Annotated in this window: 19 protein-coding genes; 10 read left to right on the top strand and 9 right to left on the bottom strand. The window is 55.8% G+C overall.

Features of this window, described 5'->3' with window-relative positions; translation table 11 throughout:
* Positions 1-36 precede the first annotated feature (36 nt).
* The gene (locus FQK12_RS22425; protein WP_014229355.1) at positions 37-2,790 is read right to left on the bottom strand and encodes a LuxR C-terminal-related transcriptional regulator; all 2,754 of its coding nucleotides are present in this window, start codon (positions 2,788-2,790) and stop codon (positions 37-39) included.
* 253 nt (positions 2,791-3,043) lie between these two features.
* On the opposite strand from FQK12_RS22425, the gene FQK12_RS22420 reads away from it, so the two are divergent.
* The 4 genes from FQK12_RS22420 to lpdA are packed head-to-tail and all read left to right on the top strand — an operon-like array spanning position 3,044 to position 7,948.
* Positions 3,044-4,003, top strand: a complete 960-nt coding sequence (locus tag FQK12_RS22420; RefSeq protein ID WP_014229354.1) for a thiamine pyrophosphate-dependent dehydrogenase E1 component subunit alpha — start codon at positions 3,044-3,046, stop codon at positions 4,001-4,003.
* A gap of 11 nt (positions 4,004-4,014) precedes the next feature.
* Positions 4,015-5,034: an alpha-ketoacid dehydrogenase subunit beta gene (locus tag FQK12_RS22415; protein WP_014229353.1), complete on the top strand. Its 1,020-nt coding sequence runs from the start codon at positions 4,015-4,017 to the stop codon at positions 5,032-5,034.
* A gap of 3 nt (positions 5,035-5,037) precedes the next feature.
* On the top strand, positions 5,038-6,567 hold the full coding sequence (locus FQK12_RS22410) for a 2-oxo acid dehydrogenase subunit E2 (protein ID WP_014229352.1): 1,530 nt from the start codon (positions 5,038-5,040) through the stop codon (positions 6,565-6,567).
* Positions 6,551-7,948 (top strand): dihydrolipoyl dehydrogenase, encoded by a 1,398-nt coding sequence (gene lpdA / locus FQK12_RS22405; RefSeq protein ID WP_014229351.1) that lies wholly within the window; start codon positions 6,551-6,553, stop codon positions 7,946-7,948. The genes FQK12_RS22410 and lpdA overlap by 17 nt, the downstream gene beginning before the upstream one ends.
* Before the next feature lie 44 nt (positions 7,949-7,992).
* On the opposite strand, the gene glgX is transcribed toward lpdA, so the two are convergent.
* Genes glgX through treZ form a run of 3 tightly spaced genes read right to left on the bottom strand, consistent with a single transcriptional unit; the run spans position 7,993 to position 14,395 of the window.
* Positions 7,993-10,062 carry a glycogen debranching protein GlgX gene (gene glgX, locus FQK12_RS22400; RefSeq protein WP_014229350.1) on the bottom strand — a complete coding sequence of 690 codons (2,070 nt, stop codon included), beginning with the start codon at positions 10,060-10,062 and terminating at the stop codon, positions 7,993-7,995.
* 5 nt (positions 10,063-10,067) lie between these two features.
* On the bottom strand, positions 10,068-12,611 hold the full coding sequence (gene treY, locus FQK12_RS22395; RefSeq protein WP_014229349.1) for a malto-oligosyltrehalose synthase: 2,544 nt from the start codon (positions 12,609-12,611) through the stop codon (positions 10,068-10,070).
* On the bottom strand, positions 12,608-14,395 hold the full coding sequence (treZ, locus tag FQK12_RS22390; protein ID WP_014229348.1) for a malto-oligosyltrehalose trehalohydrolase: 1,788 nt from the start codon (positions 14,393-14,395) through the stop codon (positions 12,608-12,610). Before treZ ends, treY begins: the two co-directional genes overlap by 4 nt.
* A 144-nt stretch (positions 14,396-14,539) precedes the next feature.
* Here treZ and FQK12_RS22385 point away from each other — a divergent pair, with 144 nt between their 5' ends.
* On the top strand, positions 14,540-15,067 hold the full coding sequence (locus FQK12_RS22385) for a GNAT family N-acetyltransferase (protein ID WP_014229347.1): 528 nt from the start codon (positions 14,540-14,542) through the stop codon (positions 15,065-15,067).
* A gap of 116 nt (positions 15,068-15,183) precedes the next feature.
* Positions 15,184-16,068 (top strand): SDR family oxidoreductase, encoded by an 885-nt coding sequence (locus FQK12_RS22380; RefSeq protein WP_004850866.1) that lies wholly within the window; start codon positions 15,184-15,186, stop codon positions 16,066-16,068.
* Between the two features lie 53 nt (positions 16,069-16,121).
* Here the strand turns inward: FQK12_RS22380 and FQK12_RS22375 are convergent, their stop codons facing one another.
* Positions 16,122-16,352 (bottom strand): hypothetical protein, encoded by a 231-nt coding sequence (locus FQK12_RS22375; protein ID WP_014229346.1) that lies wholly within the window; start codon positions 16,350-16,352, stop codon positions 16,122-16,124.
* A 318-nt stretch (positions 16,353-16,670) separates the two neighbouring features.
* Between FQK12_RS22375 and FQK12_RS22370 the strand changes: the two genes are divergently transcribed.
* Positions 16,671-16,832, top strand: coding sequence for a YqaE/Pmp3 family membrane protein (locus tag FQK12_RS22370; RefSeq protein ID WP_004102047.1), 162 nt, complete (start codon positions 16,671-16,673; stop codon positions 16,830-16,832).
* 57 nt (positions 16,833-16,889) lie between these two features.
* Positions 16,890-17,330, top strand: coding sequence for an Ivy family C-type lysozyme inhibitor (gene ivy / locus FQK12_RS22365; protein WP_014229345.1), 441 nt, complete (start codon positions 16,890-16,892; stop codon positions 17,328-17,330).
* Positions 17,331-17,418: 88 nt separating this feature from the next.
* Here the strand turns inward: ivy and nqrE are convergent, their stop codons facing one another.
* Positions 17,419-18,030 carry an NADH:ubiquinone reductase (Na(+)-transporting) subunit E gene (gene nqrE, locus FQK12_RS22360; RefSeq protein ID WP_009652200.1) on the bottom strand — a complete coding sequence of 204 codons (612 nt, stop codon included), beginning with the start codon at positions 18,028-18,030 and terminating at the stop codon, positions 17,419-17,421.
* Positions 18,031-18,150: 120 nt separating this feature from the next.
* Positions 18,151-19,686 carry a cyclic diguanylate phosphodiesterase gene (locus FQK12_RS22355; RefSeq protein WP_014229344.1) on the bottom strand — a complete coding sequence of 512 codons (1,536 nt, stop codon included), beginning with the start codon at positions 19,684-19,686 and terminating at the stop codon, positions 18,151-18,153.
* Positions 19,687-19,955: 269 nt separating this feature from the next.
* Here FQK12_RS22355 and FQK12_RS27750 point away from each other — a divergent pair, with 269 nt between their 5' ends.
* Both FQK12_RS27750 and FQK12_RS22345 read left to right on the top strand, forming a co-directional pair.
* A complete protein-coding gene (locus tag FQK12_RS27750; RefSeq protein WP_146295769.1) occupies positions 19,956-21,485 on the top strand; it encodes a glycoside hydrolase family 10 protein in 1,530 nt (509 codons plus the stop codon).
* An 11-nt stretch (positions 21,486-21,496) separates the two neighbouring features.
* Complete coding sequence (locus tag FQK12_RS22345; protein ID WP_014229339.1) at positions 21,497-22,114, top strand: TetR/AcrR family transcriptional regulator; 618 nt, start codon at positions 21,497-21,499, stop codon at positions 22,112-22,114.
* A 57-nt stretch (positions 22,115-22,171) separates the two neighbouring features.
* Here the strand turns inward: FQK12_RS22345 and FQK12_RS22340 are convergent, their stop codons facing one another.
* Positions 22,172-22,732, bottom strand: coding sequence for an RNA polymerase sigma factor (locus tag FQK12_RS22340; protein WP_014229338.1), 561 nt, complete (start codon positions 22,730-22,732; stop codon positions 22,172-22,174).
* A gap of 5 nt (positions 22,733-22,737) precedes the next feature.
* Positions 22,738-23,163 carry a hypothetical protein gene (locus FQK12_RS22335; RefSeq protein ID WP_014229337.1) on the bottom strand — a complete coding sequence of 142 codons (426 nt, stop codon included), beginning with the start codon at positions 23,161-23,163 and terminating at the stop codon, positions 22,738-22,740.
* Positions 23,164-23,233 lie beyond the last annotated feature (70 nt).

Here is a 23,233-nt window from a genome sequence, read left to right as displayed (position 1 = left end):
TCACTTATGGATTATATTCGCACATCACTGACATTATTAATCCAGTAACTTCATTTCCAGAGCCCGACTCATGGCTTGCGTACGACTATTGACTTTGAGCTTGGTGTAGATGTTCTTGATGTGCCATTTCACCGTCTCAGTAGAGATAGTCAGGGAGCGAGCGATTTCTTTGTTCATCTGACCGTCAGCAATGAGCTGTAATATCTGCAGCTCTCGCTCACTGAGCTCCTGGTTAACATCAAGGTTTTCATGCTGAATCCGCTTGCCTTCAGACTCGCTCCCTTTCCCGGGCCAAGGGTCATCCCCTTCGCTGGCTGCCGAGGTTTCGCGTACACGGACAAGCAGAGGCTGCAAGGCATCGCCAGCATCAAGAAAAATACGTTTGAGATGCTGTTGTGCCGCTAATTGCAGGACGGGCTGCAATGCAGCCACGGCAGCCGCGTTTTCGCCACTATTCCACAAGGATAATGACCATAGCGTACGAAGACGCGCTGCGGAGAGCCGGTCGCCCCGACGCTCCTGCTCAGTCACGAGTTCGCCCAGCAAAAGGCTGGCTTGTGGCGCCTGGCCTGACGCCAGAAGCAGGCGACTGCGGCTGACATTGGCATGCTGAGCTATTGCGCGTTGACAGGGGTTTTCGGCATCAATTGTGGCACGGGCCGCCAGTTGTTCGAGTTGCCGATGCAGCTGCTCCGCGCCTGGATAATTCGCGCGCTGCAGGCGCACTCTCGCCTGCTCTGCTAACAATAAAGCCTGCGGCCGTTGCCATCCGCGAGATACCGCTAGTCGCTGCGCGTGTTCCAGCAGCCGTTCTGCCTCATGGGGCATATCATCATTCAAAGCCTGACGCGCAAGATAGGTATAGCAGCGACTCAGGGCGTCGGGTGGACCAAACCGATCGATGAATTCGAGTCTATCTGCTAACAGCGTATTTAATGAGTCCAGATTCATACGTTCGTAAGCCATTTCCGCCAGCAGCGGCGCAAGCGTCGCGCCGCTGGTCGACTGAGGGCCGGTATAACGCTCAGCCTGGCGCAATGCATTCTCTGCATGCCCCCAGGCGTTCTCCAGGTCACCCTGACCAAGATGGCACTGAGTGATGATAAAAGCGCGATAAACCGAGACAAATAGATTGTCTAGTGGACTTTCCGGGCAAGGCATATGCCGTTGAACCTCAAGAGCGTCGCTATAGCGCTGGTTAACCACGTGGCAGTAGCTCAGAATATTGCATATGAGACCGTCGACCCAGGTGTCTCCGCAGGGCACTTTAGCCAGCAACGGCTCAACAATCGCAAGGCTTTCCGGGATTTTCTCGGCAAAAGCTTCGCAAATTGCGCGCACGACACGTAATTTGAGCCAGGCGTTGGGGGTTATATCATCACAATGATTAACGACCATTTGGTCAAGATTATCAAGTAACTGCCTCGATTCATCGAAGCGAAAATAGTGCGCCAGCGCCCAGGCCAGATTGATTTGCAGGTCAATGCGCGAAGGGTCAGTACTCGCAGGTAAGTGATGCATCCAGGAAACCAGGGTATCTATATCCCCTTCTTCCGCCAGCGACTGCGCGCCCGCGCCATCCTGCCCAGGATTATGGATCGGCTTGCCCGCTGCCAGTGCGTGGCGTACCGCCTCGGACCACAATCTCTGCTCAACGAACCAATGACTGGCTAATTCATGTAAGTGCTTGAGGTTGATATCGTTGTTCTGCTGCAATATTGTTCGCAGGGTTTCCTGCAAAAGAGGATGGTAGCGAAACCAGCAGCCTTGTTCGTCCAGGGCTGACAAAAAAAGATTGTGCCGCTCAATCCATGCCAGTATCGCTTCACTATCATCACGCTCTGTAACTCCATTACATAACCCGGCATTTAAACGATTAAGAAACGATGTTTTGACCAGAAAATCAAAAACTTCCTGTGGCAATGGGTCAAGTACCACCTCTTTCAGATAACGGGCGATAGCGCGGGTTCCACCACGAATATTGCGCAGCAGATGTTCTGGATCATTGAGCAATTCTGGGGATAACGAAGCGATTTTCATGCCGGCGATCCACCCCTCTGTCGCGGAAAGTAGCCGCTGTACATGCTGATTACTGAGTGGTATGTCAATCGTCTGGCTGAAATAGTGTCTGGTTTCTTCGAGCGTAAATTGCAGGTCTCGATCGTAGATTTCCACCAGCTGGTCCTGTGCCTGAAGCAGGCTCAGAGAGAGACTGGGGTGGAAACGGCTGCCAATGATCAGGTGCAAGGCGGCAGGAGCATGCTTGAGCAAATATCCCAGGGCTTCATATACACCAGCATCATTGATCATATGGAAGTCATCAACGATCAGATACAGGTCGTGCGGACAGTAATGTAGTTGGTTAATCAACCCGGCCAGCAGCTGTTGAGAACTGGAGGGCGTCTGTTCTTCTATGTTGCGCCAAAAGTCGGCGTCCCAATCGCCATAGAGCGGCCGCAATGCTTGCAGCAGATAAGGAATGAACTGCCATACGCCATCATCATCCTCATCGAGGCTAAGCCAGGCAACGCGTTCACCCTGGGCAATCATTTGCTGATACCACTGCGCCAACAGCGTGGTTTTGCCAAATCCAGCACCCGCGCAAACGACGCCCAGACGGCGTCGCTGCATGCGATCGAGGAGGAGCAGAAGCCGTGAGCGCTGTAGCAGCCGTATCGAAGAGCGTGGTGGAACGAATTTGGTCAGGATTAGCGGCAAATCTCTCGTCAGCCGCAATGGCCCGGAGACCAGTGAAGTTGCCTGGCGACTTTTCAAATCCGATGGCTTCATCCGTAGTTATCTACTCGTATTATTTTTTTATCAATTGTACGCCAGAGCCCGGGATGGCATGGAGCCACCCCTCTCGATAGATACATAAAATTTATAAAGTTTGACCTCAAGCATGAAAACCCCCTCCTACCCCCCCATGAAGGTGGCTTCGCACCTCCTCGTCGCACTCGTAGATTCATTGCATCGGCGTGGTTAAGGGGCTTCCAGCCTGTCAAACCCCCGCCTGACGACCTTTACTGAGGAGAATTAAGTGATGCTTAACAAACAGGCTTTACTCCAGGCTTACCGTAAGATGCGCGAAATCCGGACGTTTGAGGAGCGTTTGCATCAGGAAAACACCAGCGGTGATATTCCGGGCTTCATTCACCTTTATACCGGTGAGGAAGCCATTGCGGTGGGGGTCTGCGAAAATCTCACTAACGCTGATTTCATTGGGTCCACGCACCGTGGGCATGGCCACTGTATTGCCAAAGGCTGCGATATTCACGGCATGATGGCTGAAATATTCGGTAAGGACAGCGGATTATGCCGGGGCAAGGGAGGCTCTATGCATATTGCCGATCTGTCGAAAGGTATGCTGGGTGCGAACGCTATCGTGGGTGGCGCCCCTCCGTTAGCCATCGGCGCTGCTCTGACGGCCAAAACCCTCAAGACCGGTAACGTTGGGGTCTCTTTTACCGGTGACGGCGGTTCTAATCAGGGCCTGGTATTTGAAGCCATCAACATGGCAGTGGTGCTGCAACTCCCTGCCATCTTTATTTTCGAGAACAACGGTTATGGCGAAGGAACTGGCCATGATTACGCCGTCGGTGGTCGTGATATCGCCGGGCGCGCCGCCGGCTTCGGTTTACCGGCAGTGACGGTTGATGGCACAGATTTCTTTGCCGTTTACGATGCCACCTCAGAGGCCGTCAAGCGCGCCCGAGAAGGTGGAGGCCCAAGCGTGATTGAGGCCAAAGCTTTCCGCTGGCACGGTCACTTTGAGGGCGATCCGGCGCTTTACCGCGCTGAGGGCGAAGTTCAACGTCTGCGTGAACAACATGATCCGCTGAAGATTTTCACCACCAGGGTCAAACAACACATCTCCCTTGAGGAACTGGCGGCGATCGACGCGGCGGTTGAAGCACTTGTCGATGATGCTGTATTCAAAGCGCGCGCCGCTGCCTATCCGGCTCCGGAAGACCTGCTTACAGACGTTTACGTCTCATACTGAGGGTGATAACAATGCCTATAAAAACCTATCGAGAAGCGGTCAAGGAAGCCCTGGCCCAGGAAATGGAGCACGACGAACGCGTCGTTCTGATTGGTGAAGACTTGCGCGGCGGTCACGGCGGAAATGCGCCCGAAGAAGCAAGGATAGAGGCCTTTGGAGGCGTGCTCGGAGTCACTAAAGGGCTGTGGACGCAGTTCGGCTCCGACCGGGTGATCGACACCCCCATTACGGAGTCGGCGATCGTCGGCATGGCTGCCGGCGCCGCTGCAACGGGTCTGCGGCCGGTGGCGGAGCTGATGTTTATGGATTTTTTCGGTGTTAGCCATGATGCGCTGTACAACCAGGCGGCAAAGTTTCGCTATATGTTTGGCGGCAAGGCCAAGGCGCCGCTGGTGATGCGGGGCATGATCGGTGCTGGTTTTTCTGCAGCAGCCCAGCATTCGCAGTCACCCTATAATATTTTTGCTACCACACCGGGGCTCAAGGTGGTCGTGCCATCGACGCCTTATGATGTCAAAGGGCTGCTGATCCAGTCGATTCGCGACGACGATCCGGTGGTGTTCTGCGAGCATAAAATGCTCTATGACCTCAAGGGCGAGGTACCGGACGAGATTTATACCCTCCCCCTGGGCGTCGCCAACTATACCCGTGAAGGTGAGGATGTCACCATCATCGCGTTGTCTGCAATGGTACATAAAGCAAACCAGGTCGCCGACAAACTGGCCAGGGAGGGGATCTCGGTGGAGGTGGTCGATCCACGTACAATCTCGCCTCTGGACGAAGAAGGTATTCTGGAATCAGTGGCTTCTACCGGCCGCGTGGTCATTGTCGACGAGTCAGCCGCGCGTTTTGGCTTTGCTCATGATGTCGCAGCGCTGATTGCTTCCCAGGCATTCCATTTCCTCAAAGCGCCTGTTGTTCTGGTGACACCACCACACACCCCGGTACCGTTCTCCCCTGCTCTCGAAAAACTCTGGATCCCTGGCGTTGAACGTATCGAAGCTGCCGTCCGTCAAGTGCTGGAGGATTAAGCTATGAGCGATATCAGGACACTTGAAATGCCGAAGTGGGGCCTTTCAATGGAGGAAGGCGTGCTCGCGCGGTGGGCCATCCAGGAGGGTGACCGCTTCGCCAAAGGGCAGGAAATCTGTGAAATTGAGACCAGCAAAATCGTCAATGTTCTGGAGGCCCCCTTCGCCGGTACGCTACGGCGGATAATCGCCCGGGTGGGAGATACCCTCCCGGTCGGCGCTGTTTTGGCGCTGGTAGCTGACTCTTCGGTAAGCGATGCTGAACTGGATGCCTTTGCCGCCAGCCTGGCCGCGGTGCAGCCAGCAGCGCCTGTCACGCAGACTACCGAGCCTGCTGTAGCGGCCGTCGCGCCCTCCGTTGTACCGGCCCCCGCCAATAAGCCTGCGGCATCCATTGGGCAGACCGAGGTACCCACCAGCCTGCAAGGCATAACGGATCCGACTCAGGTGAATGCCACTCCCCATGCGTTACGTCAGTCTGCGCGGTTGGGCGTTGACTTGAAAAAGGTCCAGGGTAGCGGGCGCGGCGAGCGTATCTCTGTCGCAGACCTGGAGAGCGCGATCGTTGCCGCAGGCGGCCGTATCGCCTCTCCGCCGCCGCCCGTTCGTTCCGGCAAAGCGCCGCGATCGCATACCGATGATAGCCAGGTATCGGCAACCCCGTTGGCGCGCCGTCTGGCCAACAAACTGGGGATCAACCTGCACGACTGCCGCAAAAGCGGTTCACTCGGACGGGTGAGCCGTGATGATGTGCTGGCGGCCGCTTTGCTGCTTGATGGGCTACCCCAGGCCGGGGCTCCACAAGCCACGTCAGCGACAGCCTTTGAGACGTTGCCGATGTCCAGCATGCGGCGAGCGATCGCTGGCCGTTTGCAAATGTCCAAGCAACATGCACCTCATTTCCGTTTGACCGTCGATCTCGATCTGGAGCGACTCTTAGCATTGCGTAAGGAAATCAACAGCGAAGTACCCGGCGTCAAGATTTCGGTTAACGATATGCTGGTTAAGGCCTGCGCCATGGCGCTGATAGCCGTGCCGGACGTCAACATACAGTTTGATGAGGCTACCCAGAGCATCCGCCGTTTTGCCGATGCCGACATTTCCGTGGCCGTTGCGCTGCCAGACGGGTTAATTACCCCTATCGTACGTTCGGCCAACAGCAGGTCGATAAGCGACATATCAAACGAAATTCATTCTCTGATAACCAAAGCCCGGGCGGGCATGCTCAAGCCCGAAGAATTCCAGGGCGGCACCTTTAGCGTGTCAAACCTGGGCATGCTCGGAGTACGGCAGTTTGACGCCATCATAAACCCACCCCAGGGCGCGATCCTTGCGATTGGCGCAGGCGAGCCCCGAGCGGTAGTTCGCGACGGACAGATCGTCGTCCGCCATCAACTGACCGTATCGCTGTCCTGCGATCACCGGGTCATCGATGGGGCGTCAGGCGCGGCTTTTCTCCAGGCGCTCAAGCGGCTGGTTGAAACACCGACGCTGTTGTTTATCGAGGAGACGAGCTATGCACGACAAATATGATGTACTGATAATAGGTGGCGGGCCTGGGGGGTATGTCGCCGCCATTCGTGCCGGCCAGCTAGGGCTTCGTACAGCATTGGTGGAAAAGCAGCATTTAGGGGGGATCTGCCTGAACTGGGGATGCATTCCAACCAAGGCGCTGCTGCATGGTGCAGAGGTGGCGCACAGTATTGCGCATGCCGATCGGCTGGGTTTTAGTCTCAGAGAGGTGAGTTTCGATGTGCAGAAACTGGTGCAGTTTAGCCGCGCCGTGTCGCAACAGCTGACCGGAGGTGTCGAGTACCTGCTGAAGAAAAATGGCGTTACGGTCATTACCGGCACCGCCCGGCTGCGTGGTAAGGGGCAAGTCACGGTCGCCGATCCCCGAGGAGAAGAGCGAGACTATCGCGCGGGTCATGTGATCCTTGCGACTGGTGCCCGGCCGCGAGCGTTGCCAGGAGTAGAGCCAGATGGTGAGCGAATCTGGACCTATTTTGAGGCCCTGCAGCCTGAGCGCTTACCGGAGTCTCTATTAATCATCGGATCAGGGGCCATCGGAGTCGAGTTCGCCAGCCTTTATAACGATCTTGGCAGCAAAGTGACGCTGGTCGAACAAGCCGCGCAGATTCTGCCCGTTGAAGACGCCGAAGTCTCCGCTACCGTGCGTAAATCGTTCGAACGACGCGGTATACACGTCCATTGCCAAACGCTGCTGACGCAGGTACAGCGCACCGATACGGGCGTGCGCTGCACCCTGAAAACCACCGGCGCCGAACAGACCCTGGAAGTCGAACGTGTGCTGTTGGCAGCGGGCGTACAGCCTAATGTGGAAGGCCTGGGGCTGGAAGCGCTGGGAGTCGAGTTGGACCGCGGGTTTATCAAGACGGATGCAGCTTGCCGAACCAACGTATTTGGGCTCTATGCTATCGGCGATGTGGCCGGCCCGCCGTGTCTGGCGCACAAAGCCAGCCACGAAGGCGCGATCTGCGTCGAGACGCTGGCCGGCGTCGAAGGCGTACGCCCTCTTAACCGCGACTATGTGCCCGGTTGTACCTATGCCCGGCCACAGATTGCCAGCCTGGGCTTGACAGAGGCGAAGGCTCGCGAGACGGGACGGCCAATCAAGATCGGTAAGTTCGCATATCAGGGGAATGGTAAGGCGCTGGCCAGCGGGGAGACGGAGGGTTTTGTAAAGACTGTTTTCGACGCCGAAACCGGCGAACTGCTGGGCGCGCATATGGTTGGTGAGCAGGTCACTGAACAGATCCAGGGTTTTGGTATCGCGCATCATCTGGAGGCCACAGATGAGAGTCTCTTATCGATGATCTTTGCTCATCCAACGCTTTCTGAAGCCATGCATGAATCCATCCTTGCCGCCAGTGGTCAGCCGCTGCATCAATAATGACAATATAAACCCGGCATTCAGCGCCGGGTTTGTCTGAGGCTTTAAGGCCGTCTGAAAAGGGCAATGCTGCGCCCGGCCAGAACAAAATCAATTGTCTCGGTAATGATGACGCCGTCCGTTTTTTCTTCAGCGGTCGACAGCTCAAGAACCCAGCCGCCTTCGCCAAACTGCGGGATCTGGAACGGAACATCGCCCTCAAAGGGATTGAACAGCATCAGCACGTCATGCCAGATGCCCTCCTCCTGTTCAAGGTCGGGTCGGCTGATGGCGAGACCTAACGTCGAACCTTCATCCCATTGTTCAGATTGCTGCAGACCGCCGCCGGCGTTAAACCAGCGTATCTCGAGCCCGTCACGCCAGCTTTCGCGGCGTAAAAGCGGTTGCTCCGCACGCAGCGCTATCAGACGCTGGGTGAAATGGCGCAACGCATGGTCCTGCTCGGACTGTGCTTCCCAGTTAACCCATGAAATCTCGCTGTCCTGGCAGTAGCCGTTATTATTGCCCTGCTGAGAACGGCCAAACTCATCGCCGGCCAGCAGCATCGGCGTACCGTGGGAGAATAATAACGTGGTCAGGAAATTCCGCTTCTGGCGTTCGCGGACGGCGACGATATCCTGGTTTTCCGTCGGGCCTTCTTCGCCATAATTGCAGGAGCGGTTGTCATTATGCCCGTCGTTATTGTCCTCACCGTTGGCTTCATTATGCTTCTCGTTATACGAAACCAGATCGTTCAACGTAAAGCCGTCATGGGCGGTAATAAAATTGACGCTGGACCACGGACGACGGCCGCGTAAATCGTACAGATCGCCGGAGCCCAGTAAACGGGCGGCAAAGTCATTGGAAACATTATCCCCCTTCCAGTATTCCCGCACCGTATCACGATATTTATCGTTCCACTCGCCCCAGCCAGGCGGAAAACCGCCGACCTGATAACCCCCGGGACCGATATCCCATGGCTCACCAATCAGTTTAAGCTTCGATAAAACCGGATCCTGGGTTACCGCATCGAAGAACCCGCCTCGCGGATCGAAGCCCTCGGGTTCGCGTCCGAGAATGGTCCCCAGATCAAAACGAAAGCCGTCGACGTGCATGGCTTGAGCCCAGTAACGTAGCGAATCCATGACCATCTGCAGCACCCGGGGATGCGAGGTATTCACCGTGTTCCCCGTCCCGGTATCATTTATGTAATAGCGATGCTGATCCGGCATCGTCCGGTAGTAGGAAAAATTATCGATGCCTTTAAATGAGAGCGTCGGTCCCAGCTCATTGCCTTCCGCGGTGTGGTTGTAAACCACGTCAAGGATCACTTCGATACCGGCATCATGAAATGCGCGCACCATGTCGCGGAAGCCCGCGATACCCGTGGGTCCGTAGTAACGGGACGCGGGAGCGAAGAAGCCCAGCGTATTGTAACCCCAGAAGTTTTTTAGCCCTCTGTCGAGCAGATGCTGATCGTCCGGAAACCAGTGTACGGGAAGCAGCTCAACGGAAGTGATGCCCAGGCTCTTGATATAATCGACGGAAGCCTGATGCCCAAGCCCCTCAAATGTGCCGCGCAGCTCCGGGGGAAGCGCCGGATTGCGCTGGGTAAAACCCTTCACATGCGTTTCGTAGATAACCGCATGCGGCCAGGGGACGTCGGGGCGATTTTCCCCCTGCCAGTCGAAGGCATCCGGGTCGACAACCTTGCATTTTGGCGTAAAAGGCGCGCTATCGCGGGTATCAAAGCTCAGATCTTTCTCCTCATGGCCCATCTCGTAGCCGAAATGCGCATCGTTCCATTCAATATCGCCTTCCAGCTCCCGCGCGTAGGGATCGATAAGCAATTTATGTGGATTAAAGCGATGGCCGTTCTCCGGATCGTACGGCCCATAAACCCGATAACCGTATAAGGCTCCGGGCTGCAGACCGGGTACGTAGCCGTGCCAGATTTCGTGTGTATATTCAGGTAGTTCAAGCCGGGCTATTTCCGTTTTTCCGCAAGGATCGAATAAGCACAGCTCAACCCGCTCAGCGTGCGCTGAAAACAGCGCGAAGTTCACGCCCTTTCCGTCAAAATTAGCCCCCAGCTGCTGGCCGTCCCCGGGCTCTATTGCAAACGTTTCTTTCATTGACACTATTCCTCTCTACTTTTCTTTTCACTAATAAGCGTTACTAACCACCCCGTTGCTGACGCCAGATCGAGCGCCTCTTCGACAAGACGGTTTTCGCCGGTTAACGCATCGCGATAATGTCGTCCTGCCAGATCTTCGGGTATGGCTACCGCAGTGTTGCCCCACAGCCTGGCCGGGGAATCAGCCAACCCGTGCGCCGCGACGTCAAAGGCCAGGCGAGGAACCACCACGATAAGGGCCTCCTCGTCGTTGATGCGCGCGTAGGCGATAAGATTCTCTTCCCTGTCACCGGTGACCTTTAATGGTACCCAGTCACCATAATGGAAGAGCGCGAAATGCCGCTGCCTTAACCTGAGAAACGACGCGGTGACGTACTGCTTCAGCTGTCCGTCTCGCCATGCGTTTTCGCTATTAAACAACTCAGGACCTTCGCTATCGAGGTTATGCGCCAGGACGGCGAAGTCAGGTTCACGTCGGTTATCCGGATCGACGAGGCTGAAGTTCAGCGCCTCGCTCCCCTGATAAATATCCGGTACGCCGGGCGCGGTCAGTTTGATGACCGTCTGGCTGAGGCTGTTCACCAGGCCGGCACGGATAAAAGGCTGCAGGGCGGTGTGAAAATCGTTGAGAAAGAGCGAATTATCCGCAGCGAACAGCTGTTGCGCATAGTTCAGCACAACGCTTTCATAGCTCTCATTGCTGTCGATCCAGTCGGTTCTTTGCTTGGCCTCGCGCAGCGCTTTTTCCATAAAAGCAAGAAAACGCGTCTCGAGTGCTTTCAGCCCTGCGGTATCGTCGGGCAGCAGCGTTGCAGGCCACACGCCGGCGAGCGCCTGATAGATCATCCACGTATCCGCCGCGTTCGGCGCCGTACCGTCGTTCAAAAAACGCACCTGGGTTTGATTCATCTGACGCCAGCGCGCAAGGTTTTCCGCCCACAGCTGCGGTGCTTCCGTCAGGGTGTAAAGCCGGGCGCGCGCATCTTCCCCGCGTTTAGTATCGTGCGTCGATGTTCCCAGCAGCGCGTCGGGCTGGCGGGCAAGACGAATGCGCATCTCCTGGTGAAAACGAGAGAGAGAAAATGCGCGAGGAGTAGGATCGGCCCCGACTTCGTTCAATGCCAGGTCGAGGTTATGGCGAAAGAACAGCGTATCCTCGACCGATTTAGCCATCAACGGCCCCGTCAGCTGCTGAAAGCGGGTTCTGAAGAGTGACGCGGTGTCGAGGCTACTTTCGTGCAGATTGCCGGTCAGGATGGCGATAATGACCTCAAGCGCCCTGGCATCGGGTTTGTCTTCCCTGGCGTTCACCTGGTCAACCACCCGGTTTAACAGCGTAATATCGCCTGCGGTCAGCCCTTCGGCGGTACCGTAGGTACGATAGACCGGGAAGGCCAGCAGCAGTTCACGCAAGGCATGGCGCAGCGCGTCGCTCTCAACCGCCATGCTATTACGCTCCGCCAGCTCGGTGGCCAGCCGCAATAAGGTGGTAAATTCACCCTCAAAATTGCGATCCACCATCAGTCCTTTCGCCTCGCGCAGCGCGGTGTGGCGATCTATCGCTCCGCCGAGCGCTTCGTCATGAACCTGCTGCAGCTGATCGAGGTTATTGTCATCCACCAGCACTTCCGCCAGCGAAGCGATAAACTCATATCCTGTGGTGCCGGAGACGGGCCAGTCGGCGGGCAGCTGCTCGCCTTTGGCGAGGATTTTTTCCACCGTAATGTAGCACTCTGGCCCGGCTGCCTGGCGCAGGCGCTGCAAATACCCCAGCGGGTCGGCAAGGCCATCGATATGGTCAATGCGCAGACCATCGACGATGCCAGAATGCACCAGTTCAAGGATAAGCCGGTGGGTGTCGTCAAACACCGCCGGGTCTTCAACCCTGACGCCAATCAGGCCGGTAATTTCAAAAAAGCGCCGCCAGGAGAGCTGCCTGGGCGCTTCCCGCCAGGACATCAGCCGCCAGCTTTGCGCCTCGTGCAGCGCCAGAATGGCGTCGCGATCCGGAGATGTTAGTAGTTGCTCACCTGTCGACAGGGTTTGAGGATTCAGGGGCCAGGCCTGGTCATAGTAGACGAACGCCGGCTTCCCGGTTTCCGGATCGCGTTTTAGCGCGAGCGCCCCGCTCTCCAGCTCTGCCTCAAAGGTATCCCCCAGAAACGGCAGCGTAACGGGACGCGTCCAGTCAATATCGAAATAATGGGCCCAGGCGCTGTTTTTGCCCTGCTCGATGACGTCCCGCCACCAGCGATTCTCCAGCGAGGTCGCCATATGGTTGGGAACAATATCCAGAATCAGGCCAATTTGCGCGTTTCGCAGCGCCTTGACCATCCGGTCAAACCCTTCGCGGCCCCCGATGGCTGGGTCGATCTCGTTAGGATCGGTAATATCATAGCCATGGGTTGACCCGCTGGTTGCCGTAAAAATCGGCGAAGCGTAAAGATGGCTGATTCCCAGGTCTTTGAGATACGGCGCCAGCGCCGCCGCGCGATCGAAGGTCATGCCGTTACGGAACTGAATACGATAGGTTGCGGAAGGGATCATGATGAGGCTTCTCCATGTGCAAAACGGACAACAATACTGTTTGGCGATAACGCCTCCTGCCGCTCCGGCCAGCTAAAAATGACCTCGCCCGGTATTTCCGGCATCGCGGCCCGCTCCTCGCCGATATTCAGCGCCACGGAGAGCGTGCCGCCGGAGAATTGCCAGCTCACCGCCAGCGCCTGCGCCGCCGCGTGCAGGATCATGCCCTCCGCGGCCCCTCCCGCCGCGAGCAGCGGGACAATATAGCGATGGCGCAGCTGGATAAGGTGGCGCGTGAAGCGCAGCCAGGCTTTCCCCTCCTCGCTTGCCGCCTTCTGCCAGTCGAGCTTAGAACGGATAAAGGTCCGGGGATCGTTCGGGTCAGGGACTGGTGCATCGTGTCCCGCGTGCCCGGCAAACTCTTTAGCCCGCCCTTCCCGCACCGCCTTCGCGAGGTCGCCATGAAAATCGGTAAAGAACAGAAAGGGGTTCGTCTCCGCAAACTCTTCGCCCATAAACAGCAAAGGAATGTGGGGCGACAGAAGCAATGCGGCGAGCAGAACGCGCGTTTTCCCGGCGCCGGCAAGGGAAATCAGCCTCTCCCCCTGCGCACGGTTCCCGGTCTGATCGTGATTCTGAATAAAGTCGACAAAAAACTGCGGCGGCTGAGCGGCGCAGGCCACGCCGCGTGGCTTTCCGGTTTGCGCAGAAAGCTCACCCTGGTAGACAAACCCTTCGGCCAGCGCCCTTGCGACATTCTTTGCCGGCTGATGCGCAAAATCCTGATAATAGGCGTGCGTTTCGCCGGTCGCGAAAACGTGGGCGGCGTTATGAAAGTCATCGTTCCACTCGGCGGTAAAGAGCGGCGTCTGTCCGTTCTCATCGCGCGGATGGAGGAAAATCACGTTCCGGCTGTCTTCGGTGGTGAGGTGGATATGGCGGTCGGGAATCGCGGCGCGGATATTTTCGGCTATTTCTATCAGTACGTGCCTGGCGGAGCGATCTTCAATCTGATCGATAGCATCAAAGCGCAGCCCATCGAGCTGGTATTCGGTCAGCCAGAACAGCGGCGCCTCGGTAATATACTGCCGCACGGCCTCGGTTTCATAGGCGATAGCGTTACCCCACGGGGTCATCCGGTCCTGATGAAAAAAGCCCGGCAACAGCAGAGAGAGATAGTTGCCTTCCGGGCCAAAATGGTTCAGTACGATATCGAGAACCACCGATAGCCCTAACCCGTGGGCGGCATCAATAAAGGCGTGAAAATCCTCCGGTGCGCCATACGCTGCGTGCGGCGCATAGAGTAATACGCCGTCGTAACCCCAGCCGCGGGAACCGCCAAACTGGGCTACGGGCATGACCTCTATCTGGGTGATCCCCAGCTCCGCCAGATAAGGCAGCTTTTCGATGGCGGCCAGAAAGGTGCCATCCGGCGTAAAGGTGCCCGGATGAAGTTCATATATCACGGTTTCTTCCCACGGACGCCCTTTCCAGCCAGCGTTAACCGGCTGAAAACGCCTGGGGTCGATGACCACCGAAGGGCCGTTAACATCATCGCGTTGCGCGCGCGACGCCGGGTCCGGAATGCGCGTGCCGTCGGCTAAACGGAGCATATATTCATCACCATGCTTTACGCCGGGGACGTCAATCTGGAACCAGCCCTCTCCCGCGGCGTCCATCGGAATATCCCGCCCCGTCAGGCTCAGCGTCATCGTTTTTTGACCTTCGGCCCAGACGCGAAAGCGGACTGTGTACGCGGCAATGAACTCCGCCCCCCAATGTTTTTTAAATACTCTGGATTCCATTAAATATCCTCAAATGACCTGTGGAAAATGCGGCATGAATATAAGATTAGACCAGGTTTAAACGCGTGCGCTGTTGCTGGCGAGGCTGATATTTTTAAAGGCGTTGTCTATGATTAATAAATCGCTTAAAAAACAAGGAATGCTATGCAGATTCGTAAAGGATTAAATTCCGACCTGGCTCGTCTGGAATATTGTGATTTTTCCTTCACCGTCAGCCAGATTGCCACCGGCCCCTTTGTCAATAATGATCTGAAAATTGAAACACTTCCCAGCACTTATAATAAAACCTATGAACTGGATATCCAGACGCTGGAAAACCACTGCGTTAATCCGGATGCTATATTTTTAATCGCGGAAACCGACGCGGGGCAAGTGGCCGGATTTATCACCGCTTCCTTGATCTGGAACAAATTTATTTCGGTGGATTATATCGCCATCGAGCGCTCACAGCGCAGAACGGGCGCGGCCAACAAGCTCATGGCGGCAGCCCATATATGGGCTCGGAGCATGAGCGCGGCGGGATTAAAGCTGGAAACCCAGAACGTCAACGTTCCCGCCTGCCTTTTCTATCGAAATTATGGCTTTACCCTGGGCGGATACGATCGTTATCTCTACAGCGCGTTACCGGAAAAAGATGAAATTGCGTTGTTCTGGTATTACATGTTGACTTAAAAGCCAGGTAAATAATTCCTGGTTTTACGATGTTAATTATTCCTGGTTTGCGCTTTTTTTATCGCCCCAACGCAGTCATTGACTAATCTTAAATTTCATTTATTAAGGAGGCCGGTATGACAACAGGAAATAACCCAACGCTACACTATCCACTTCCGCCGTTTGTCGAGCAGCCGCAGCAGCCCCCGGGGCTGGCATCCGAAATGAAGCCCCTTCCCGATCACGGAGAGACCAGCTATACCGGTTCCGGAAAGCTGGCGGGGAAAAAAGCGCTGATTACCGGCGGTGATTCGGGAATTGGTCGGGCTGTCGCGATTGCCTACGCGCGGGAAGGCGCGGATGTCGCTATCGGCTACCTGCCGGAGGAGGAGTCCGACGCGGCTGCCGTTATCGCGCTGATCCAGGCCGAGGGAAGAAAAGCCGTCGCCATTCCCGGCGATATTCGGATTGAGTCATTTTGCGATACCCTGGTTGAAAAAGCGGTCGCTGAGCTGGGCGGGCTGGATATTCTGGTCAACAACGCCGGCAGGCAGCAGTATTGTGAATCCATTGAGGCGTTAACGACCGCCGCGTTTGACGCCACGTTTAAAACCAACGTTTATGCGCCCTTCTGGATAACCAAAGCCGCGCTTCGTCATCTCTCTCAGGGGGCGGCGATCATTAACACCTCTTCCGTGCAGGCGTTTAAACCCAGTGAGATCCTGCTGGATTATGCCCAGACCAAAGCCTGCAACGTGGCGTTTACCAAATCGCTGGCTAAGCAGCTTGGTCCGCGCGGTATCCGCGTTAACGCCGTGGCGCCCGGCCCGTACTGGACTCCGCTGCAGTCAAGCGGCGGCCAGCCGCAAGAGAAAGTTCAGCAGTTTGGTGAGGATACGCCGCTCGGCAGGCCGGGACAGCCGGTCGAGATTGCGCCCCTTTACGTTCTCCTCGCCTCAGATGCCTGCTCGTACGCTTCCGGTCAGGTCTGGTGCTCAGACGGCGGTACCGGCGTCGCATAAAAGAAGCGTTCGCCGCTGTCGCGCGCTGTTCCAGCTCGCCGCAGCGGCGAACGCTAGCCGCAGAGAAGAAACTGGATGAGAGTAATCAGCAAATAAAAACCGCAGACGATTTGCAAAACTCTCCAGCCCCACCTGAAATAACGCCACTGATAACGCTCCCTGGCATTCGCCTGCGCAATAGTGGGTTCCAGGACCTGCTTTTTCTGCTTCCTTCTAACCATGCTCCAGCCCCACCCGACAATGGTCAGGATGACGATAACTTTATAAAGGATAATGTTGTCCATGCCGCCGCCATTTCATGATGGGATAAATCTCCCCGCCAGTGTAGCGCACTTCCCGCCTCGTTACCTGCATTCCTTATTTACGTTTAAATGCGTTTACGATGGAACACTCTTGCTTTGTCAGCGTTGCTGACGCAAGCCTCACCCTGGAATAATCTTATATATGTCAGAAAGGTGAATTGGGGCTTTTCTATTTATTAAATATGTAGTAACGAGGCGCGGGTAATATTAGCAGTCTTATTATTCAAAAAGTTAAAATTTGCAAAAACAGGCGCAACCGCTAAAATAATTATGAGCTAACTCACTTAACAGGGAGATATTATGGGTTTTTGGCGAATTGTGTTGACGATTATTCTACCCCCGCTTGGCGTACTGCTGGGTAAAGGCTTTGGTTGGGCGTTTATCCTCAATATTATTTTAACGATCCTCGGCTATATTCCAGGCCTTATCCACGCTTTTTGGGTTCAGACCAAAAACAGCTAATCAGAGCCATTATCACCGGCCATCAAACGGAATCAGAGAGTTCGCAGGAGCAATTTTATGCTTAAACACTTAACCGCTATCGCTTTTCTGGCTGCATCCACCCACGCCATGGCGCAAACCGATATGACGCTGGACGGTCTGGCCAAAAAGGAACCGGCAGCCTTTAGCCAGATGGTTAAAGGGCATACCCTGCCCGCCTGGATAAAGTCCGGCGGCACGGGCTCGCCTGCCCGGACGGTGAAGCTTGGCGCCGAGGTCTATCAGGTATTCAGCGTCTGCAAGCCCCACGACTGCGCAGCGGAGCGCTTCGCCGTGCTGTGGTCGGAAAAATCCGGAGAGATGTCCGGGCTTTATTCCGCCGTTGACGAAAAAACCGCCCAGGAGACACTGACTTGGCTGAATGTTGGAGATGAACGCTCTATCGATGGCAAGACGGTGCTCTTTGCCGCCCTGAGCGGCAGCCTGGAGAACCATCCGGATGCGTTTAACTACCCGTAGTAAAACGCTGAGGCAATAATTTCGCGCCTTCTGCCGTACAACCCCAGGGTCTGGACGGCAGAATCTCTCCCCCGACGTTCAGCGCAGCCTACAGCGAGATGCCGGCGAACGACATAAACCCCAGCGACATTAAGCCGGCGGTAATAAATACGCTGCCTAAACCGCGTAAGCCTTTCGGCATATTGGCATATTTCAGCTTTTCACGAATGCCGGCCAGCGCCACAATCGCCAGCGCCCAGCCAATACCGCACCCGGTGCCATAAGTCAGTGATTCAAGGAAGCTGTATTCACGCTGCACCATAAAAATCGTCGCGCCGAAAATGGCGCAGTGGATAGTTAACAGCGGCAGGAACGGCCCCAGAGCATGGTTTAACGCGTGGAAATATTTGTCGATCACCATTTCGAGGATCTGCACCAGCGCCGCAAGAACGCCGATAAACGTGATGAAATCGAGGAAGCTCAGGTCAACCCCTTCGATCAGGGCGTTCTCTTTCAGCAGATAATGGTAAATCAGGTTGTTAATCGGCGTCGCAATGGCCAGCAGCGCCGTCACGGTTACCCCGAGGCGAAATGCGACATCGATTTTTTTGGAGATAGCGAGAAAAGTACACATCCCGAGGAAAAAATTGAGCGCCATATTTTCAACGAAAACCGCGCGGATAAAAATATTGAGATGAGATTCAAACAAGACAACCTCCATGTTGTTGAGTTGTTTCTCAATAATGTCAAATTTTCAGCTTGAACGGGTCATTATTACTCGGTTTTGCCGAGTCGATCACCTTTTAATTTCCTGTGTTTTGCGTAGGCAAGAGCGTCGCCTTTAGGGCCTTCCTGACTCGCTAAACGAGCGAGGAAGCATCTGAATAAACGCATCGACCGGCACCGGTTTAGAAAAGTAATAGCCCTGATAGAGGGTAATCCCCATATTTTTGAGCATCGTGAGCTGCTCCTTATCCTCGATGCCCTCAGCAATAATCTGGCAATGAAACTTCCTGGCCAGATTAACCATATTCTTCACCACCAGCGCGGAAGCCGTGTTGGTCACAATGTTGAGGGTAAAGACCTTATCGATTTTGATAATCTCAGGATTAAATTGCTGGATGTAGCTGTAGTTCGCGTAGCCGGTACCAAAATCATCCAGCGAAAACTGGACGCCGATACGCCTGAGTTTGTCCGTCACCGCTGATGTTTGCCGGGTATTCTCGATCGACTCGCGCTCGGTTATCTCCAGAACAAGGCGGACTTGCGCCTCTTTCATCTGCTGGATAAACGTCTGGCACAGGGTCACTATTTCGTCGTCCTGAAAGTTTACCGAACTGGTGTTAAAGCAAATAAACAACCCTCCAGGGATAACGGATTGATGGCGCCGAAGCTGACGGATCACCTCGGCAAAGCAAATCGCCGTCACGTCTTTAATCAAGCCGGTCTGCTCTGCCACGGAAATAAATTTATCCGGCGCAATAAATCCCTGCTTCGGATGTTCCCAGCGCACCAGCACCTCACCGCCGATAACCGCTCCGCTGTCATTGTTGATAATCGGCTGAATATAGGGCTTGAGCTGCTTCAGTTCGATAGCCTTTCTGAGCTGATACTCAATCGTATTCCGGTAGCGGAGGTAGTTTCTGAATAAAAAGGTGAGCAGCAAGGAGGCCAGAATAATGGCGATAAGCGTGTGTTGCTCATAGCGGATAAACGCCCCGACGCCAGAGGCGTAGCCGCGGTCGGCAATAACCGAATAGGTAAACAGCTCAGAGGCCAGGCGCACGGGAACCTTGATATCCGGCGTCGCCGTCACTTCCCCTTTGCGGGTCATTATCCGATCGCCAACCTGAAGATAGAGATGCGCATCGCCATCAAGAACGGTCAAAATGTTGTATAAATAATAGCCGTCAACGCCAACCAGAATCGTATTTCCCCGCTCATCCTGTTCGCTGTAAACCATCAAGGGATGAAACGGCGTGATTTCGCTGCCGCTCAGCAGGCGCAGAGCGCCATGCGTATACTGGCGACGATCGAACTGAAATTTACGCCCGCCAAAAACCGAGGTGCAGTATATTTCGTTATCCTTACCTAAATTCACCGTGCGCACATCGGGAATGGTGGCCACCAGCGTACGCAGCTCCGTCAGGACATTCTCGCTACAGCTTTTACCATAAAAAGGCTCAGCCCGATCGGCTGCCTGCTCCGCATGGGAGACGGTCACATCAAGGCTGGCTATCGCCTGCTGCAGGCGCGAATGGATATCTTGATCCACCTTTTTTTGCATTTGCCAGTAGCAAAGCCCGGTGCCCAGGCTCAGTAGCGCAATCAGAAACAGGAGTATCCACAGACGATGGCGTGATGATGAGTAGTTCATTGTGCTAATCCAGTTTGACTCGCCGGAAAAGGCCAAAGGTCAATTGTTTGGCCAAATTTTAATAAGTCCTGTTTATACTCGCCCTGAACCGATCAAGTTTTAATGCATATCAATGATATATCATGGCAAACCATTGCGCGGCGCAGGAGGCGTTTTCTGCGTCTGAGGTTTGCGTGCTTATGCCGCCGCATCTGTAGCTAAATGATTGACTTAAAGCCGAATAATACGAAAATGACTCTTTTGTGCGATGACCAGAAAAGCTGGCAAATATGATGACGATCCGCTCTCGTAAGTTTATTCTGAACAAGGTGAAAATATCCGCGGTAGCTATAGCTGCCGCGCTGCTGTTAGCCCACTGCGGTAGCAAACCGCCCGTTTCTCTTGTCACGCCCATGCCGCCCGCGACCCGCCAGCCGACGTTGCCCAAAAGCCAGGAGCCGGTGCGCGGCGTCTGGCTGACGACCGTGTCGCGCCTCGACTGGCCGCCGCTGGAATCCGTCAATGGCGGCATTAGCGCCGAACGCCGCATCGCCCTGCAGCAGCAGGCGCTGGTTGCCAAGCTGGATAATTTAAAAAGCCTCGGCATTAACACCGTCTTCTTCCAGGTGAAACCGGATGGCACCGCGCTCTGGCCATCGAAGATTCTGCCGTGGTCCGATATGCTGACCGGCAAAATCGGTGAGGATCCGGGCTACGATCCGCTCAAGTTTATGCTGGATGAAGCTCACAAGCGCGGCATGCGCGTTCATGCCTGGTTTAACCCCTATCGCGTCTCGGTCAATACGCGGCCGAAAACCGTCACCGAACTGAACAGCACGCTGTCGCAGGTTCCCGCCAGCGTATACGTCCTGCACCCTGAGTGGATTCGCACCTCCGGCGATCGCTTCGTGCTCGATCCGGGCATTCCGGAAGTCCGCGACTGGATCACCAGCATCGTGGCCGAGGTTGTGGAGCATTACCCGGTTGACGGCGTCCAGTTCGACGATTACTTCTACACCGAATCACCGGGATCGGCCCTTAACGACAACCGGACGTTCCAGCAGTACGGCCAGGGCTTTGCCGCGAAAGCGGACTGGCGGCGGCACAACACGCAGCTGCTGATTGAGCAGGTTTCCCGCACCATCAAGCAGCTGAATCCCGATGTGTCGGCCGTGCAGTTTCAGGGAAACGCGGCGCCGGGAGTCAGTTCCGGTGCGGCGATGGCGACGATGTCCGAACTGGTGGGCGAGCTGAGCGGGTTTGAAAGGCAATGGAGCGGTTTATCCTGGCAGGAGCAGACCTCCTCAGTGCAGACGTTATGGGTATACCTGGCGTCGCTGGCCTTTATGTTTTTGTGTCTCGCCGCCTTATATGAAAGCTGGTCGATTCCTGTCGCCGTACTGCTGATCGTCCCGTTAGGCATTCTTGGGGCCGTGAGCGCTTCGTTGCTCGCCGGATACGAAAACGATATCTACTTTCAGGTCGGTATGCTGACGACCATGGGGCTTTCCGCCAAAAACGCGATTCTGATCGTTGAGTTCGCCCTGGCGCGGTTTCAGCAAGGTAAAACGCTGGCCGACGCGGCGCTGGAGGGCGCTCGCCTGCGCTTGCGCCCCATCGTGATGACCTCACTTGCATTTGTTGTCGGCGTTATCCCTCTGGTACTCTCTACCGGCGCCGGCGCTTCCAGCCAGCGTGAGATTGGCGCCGCGGTGATCGGCGGTATGCTCACCGGGACGCTGCTGACCTTGCTCTTCGTTCCACTCTTTTTCCTGCTGGTACAGCAAGGAATGATGCGCCTTAAAGGGCGCAAACTGTAAGGACTCAATTGATGGGAAATCAACGCGGGCGGCCAATGAAAGCCCGCCCACGCATTTTACAAACCGCCCGTGAGCTGTTTCTCAGCCACGGGCTTGATGTGTCGCTGGATACCATTGCCGCCGAAGCGGGTACCACGCGCCCGACCCTGTACAGCCATTTTCCCGGCGGCAAAGACGCGCTGCTGCTGGAGACGTTCGCGTTTCTCAATGACACCATGCAGCCGCCCCTGCGCCAGCTTTTGCAGGATCGTCAGCAGGATCTTCCCGCGCTGCTGCGCGGGTTTGCAAAAGTGGTGCAACAGCACTTTTATGCGCCGGAGAATATTCACTTTCAGCGCCTGCTGATCCAGGTGCTGGTGCAAAAGCCCGAGCTTTACGTCACGCTCGAACAGCGCCCCTCAGGCCGCGTATTGCAGGCGCTGAGCGATATCCTGGCGCAGAAACAAGACGAAGGTCTGCTGACCCTCAGCGACCCGGAGCTAGAGGCGACGGCGTTTCTCGGTGCGATTATGGGCTATCCGCTGCCGGGGGCCTTAATTGCGCAAAAAGCGGTGGCGCCAGAGAGGCTGGAGCAGCTCGCCGAATGCGCGATTAGCGCCTTCCTCACGGCCTGGGGCTACAGGCAATAATTCAATCAGCGGCTTAAACGCACCTCTCCGGCCCCTGCAGCAGGAGCCGGAGAACGCCTAACTGGCCAGCAGTTCATCGTACAGCGCGCGCAGGCGGGTACGAAGGTAGAGTACCGCTTTATGCTTACGTGAGAGCAGCGCCTGTTCGCTGACGCCGGACTCCTCTGCCAGCTCCCGGTAGCTGTAGCCATGCAGTTCGGTTTTCTCAAAGGCTTCACGCTGGGCGGGCGGCAGCTCCGAGAGCGCCTGACTTAATTCCTCCCAGAGCAGCGCTTTCAGATACTCATCCTCCGGCGTTTGCGCAACGCCAAACAGCGTTTCGGCCAGCTCATCCTCGGGAAAATCGCCCTCCTCCTCGTCGCTGAAACCGCCCGCCAGCGGCAGCTCGCGCTTTTTTCTCGCCCTGTCGGTCATCTCGTTACGCGCCGCCCGGAACAACCAGGCGGCGATATTCTCCACCGGCTGCTCGACGCGAATGAGCTGATACGTCACTTCCTGCAGGATATCGTCCGCCTCATCGCGTAGCGGGGTCCGTCCGCGAATAAAAGCCTTCAGCCGCGACCGGCAGGCATCGAGGGCGGAAACAAGCCGTGATGGCGCCACGATCCTGTTTTTCATTGTGCTCACTCGGGATCCGCGCTTTTAGCCGAACTCTCCTGCTGCGGAGCATGCTCGCTGCGGCGGTCGCGCCAGCCGCAGCGGCCGCGATGCCCGCGGTGGCCAAAGCGCTGCACAAACTCATCGCGCTGCTCCGGGCTCATGTTCATCCAGCGTTCATGCATCCGACGCCGCGCGTTACCGATGCCGAACATTCCCGGGCGAAAGCCGAGGCCGCCGAACAGGATCCGCGACAGCGCCAGCACACCTAACGCCTGCCAGAAGCCAATGCTCTTCACCCCAAGGATGGCCGGCAGCAGCGCATTCCACAGCGACATCACCAGCAGCCCAAGTATGGCGATTAGCGCCACGCCGATAAGAAGCGGCTTCGCCATTCTGTGGCGGCCAAAGCGGTGATGGTGGTGCTGACCGTGCATATCGATATCTCTCATCGTCTGTTTACCTCATTACGCTATTGAATAATTACCCTGTGCGGAGGTAGACGAATGAGCGGACAAAATA

The organism is Klebsiella sp. ME-303, from assembly GCF_007910085.1.
GTDB lineage: Bacteria > Pseudomonadota > Gammaproteobacteria > Enterobacterales > Enterobacteriaceae > Klebsiella > Klebsiella michiganensis.
The sequence above is the reverse complement of the archived record's forward strand: the minus strand, read 5'-3'. Positions and strand labels throughout refer to the sequence as shown.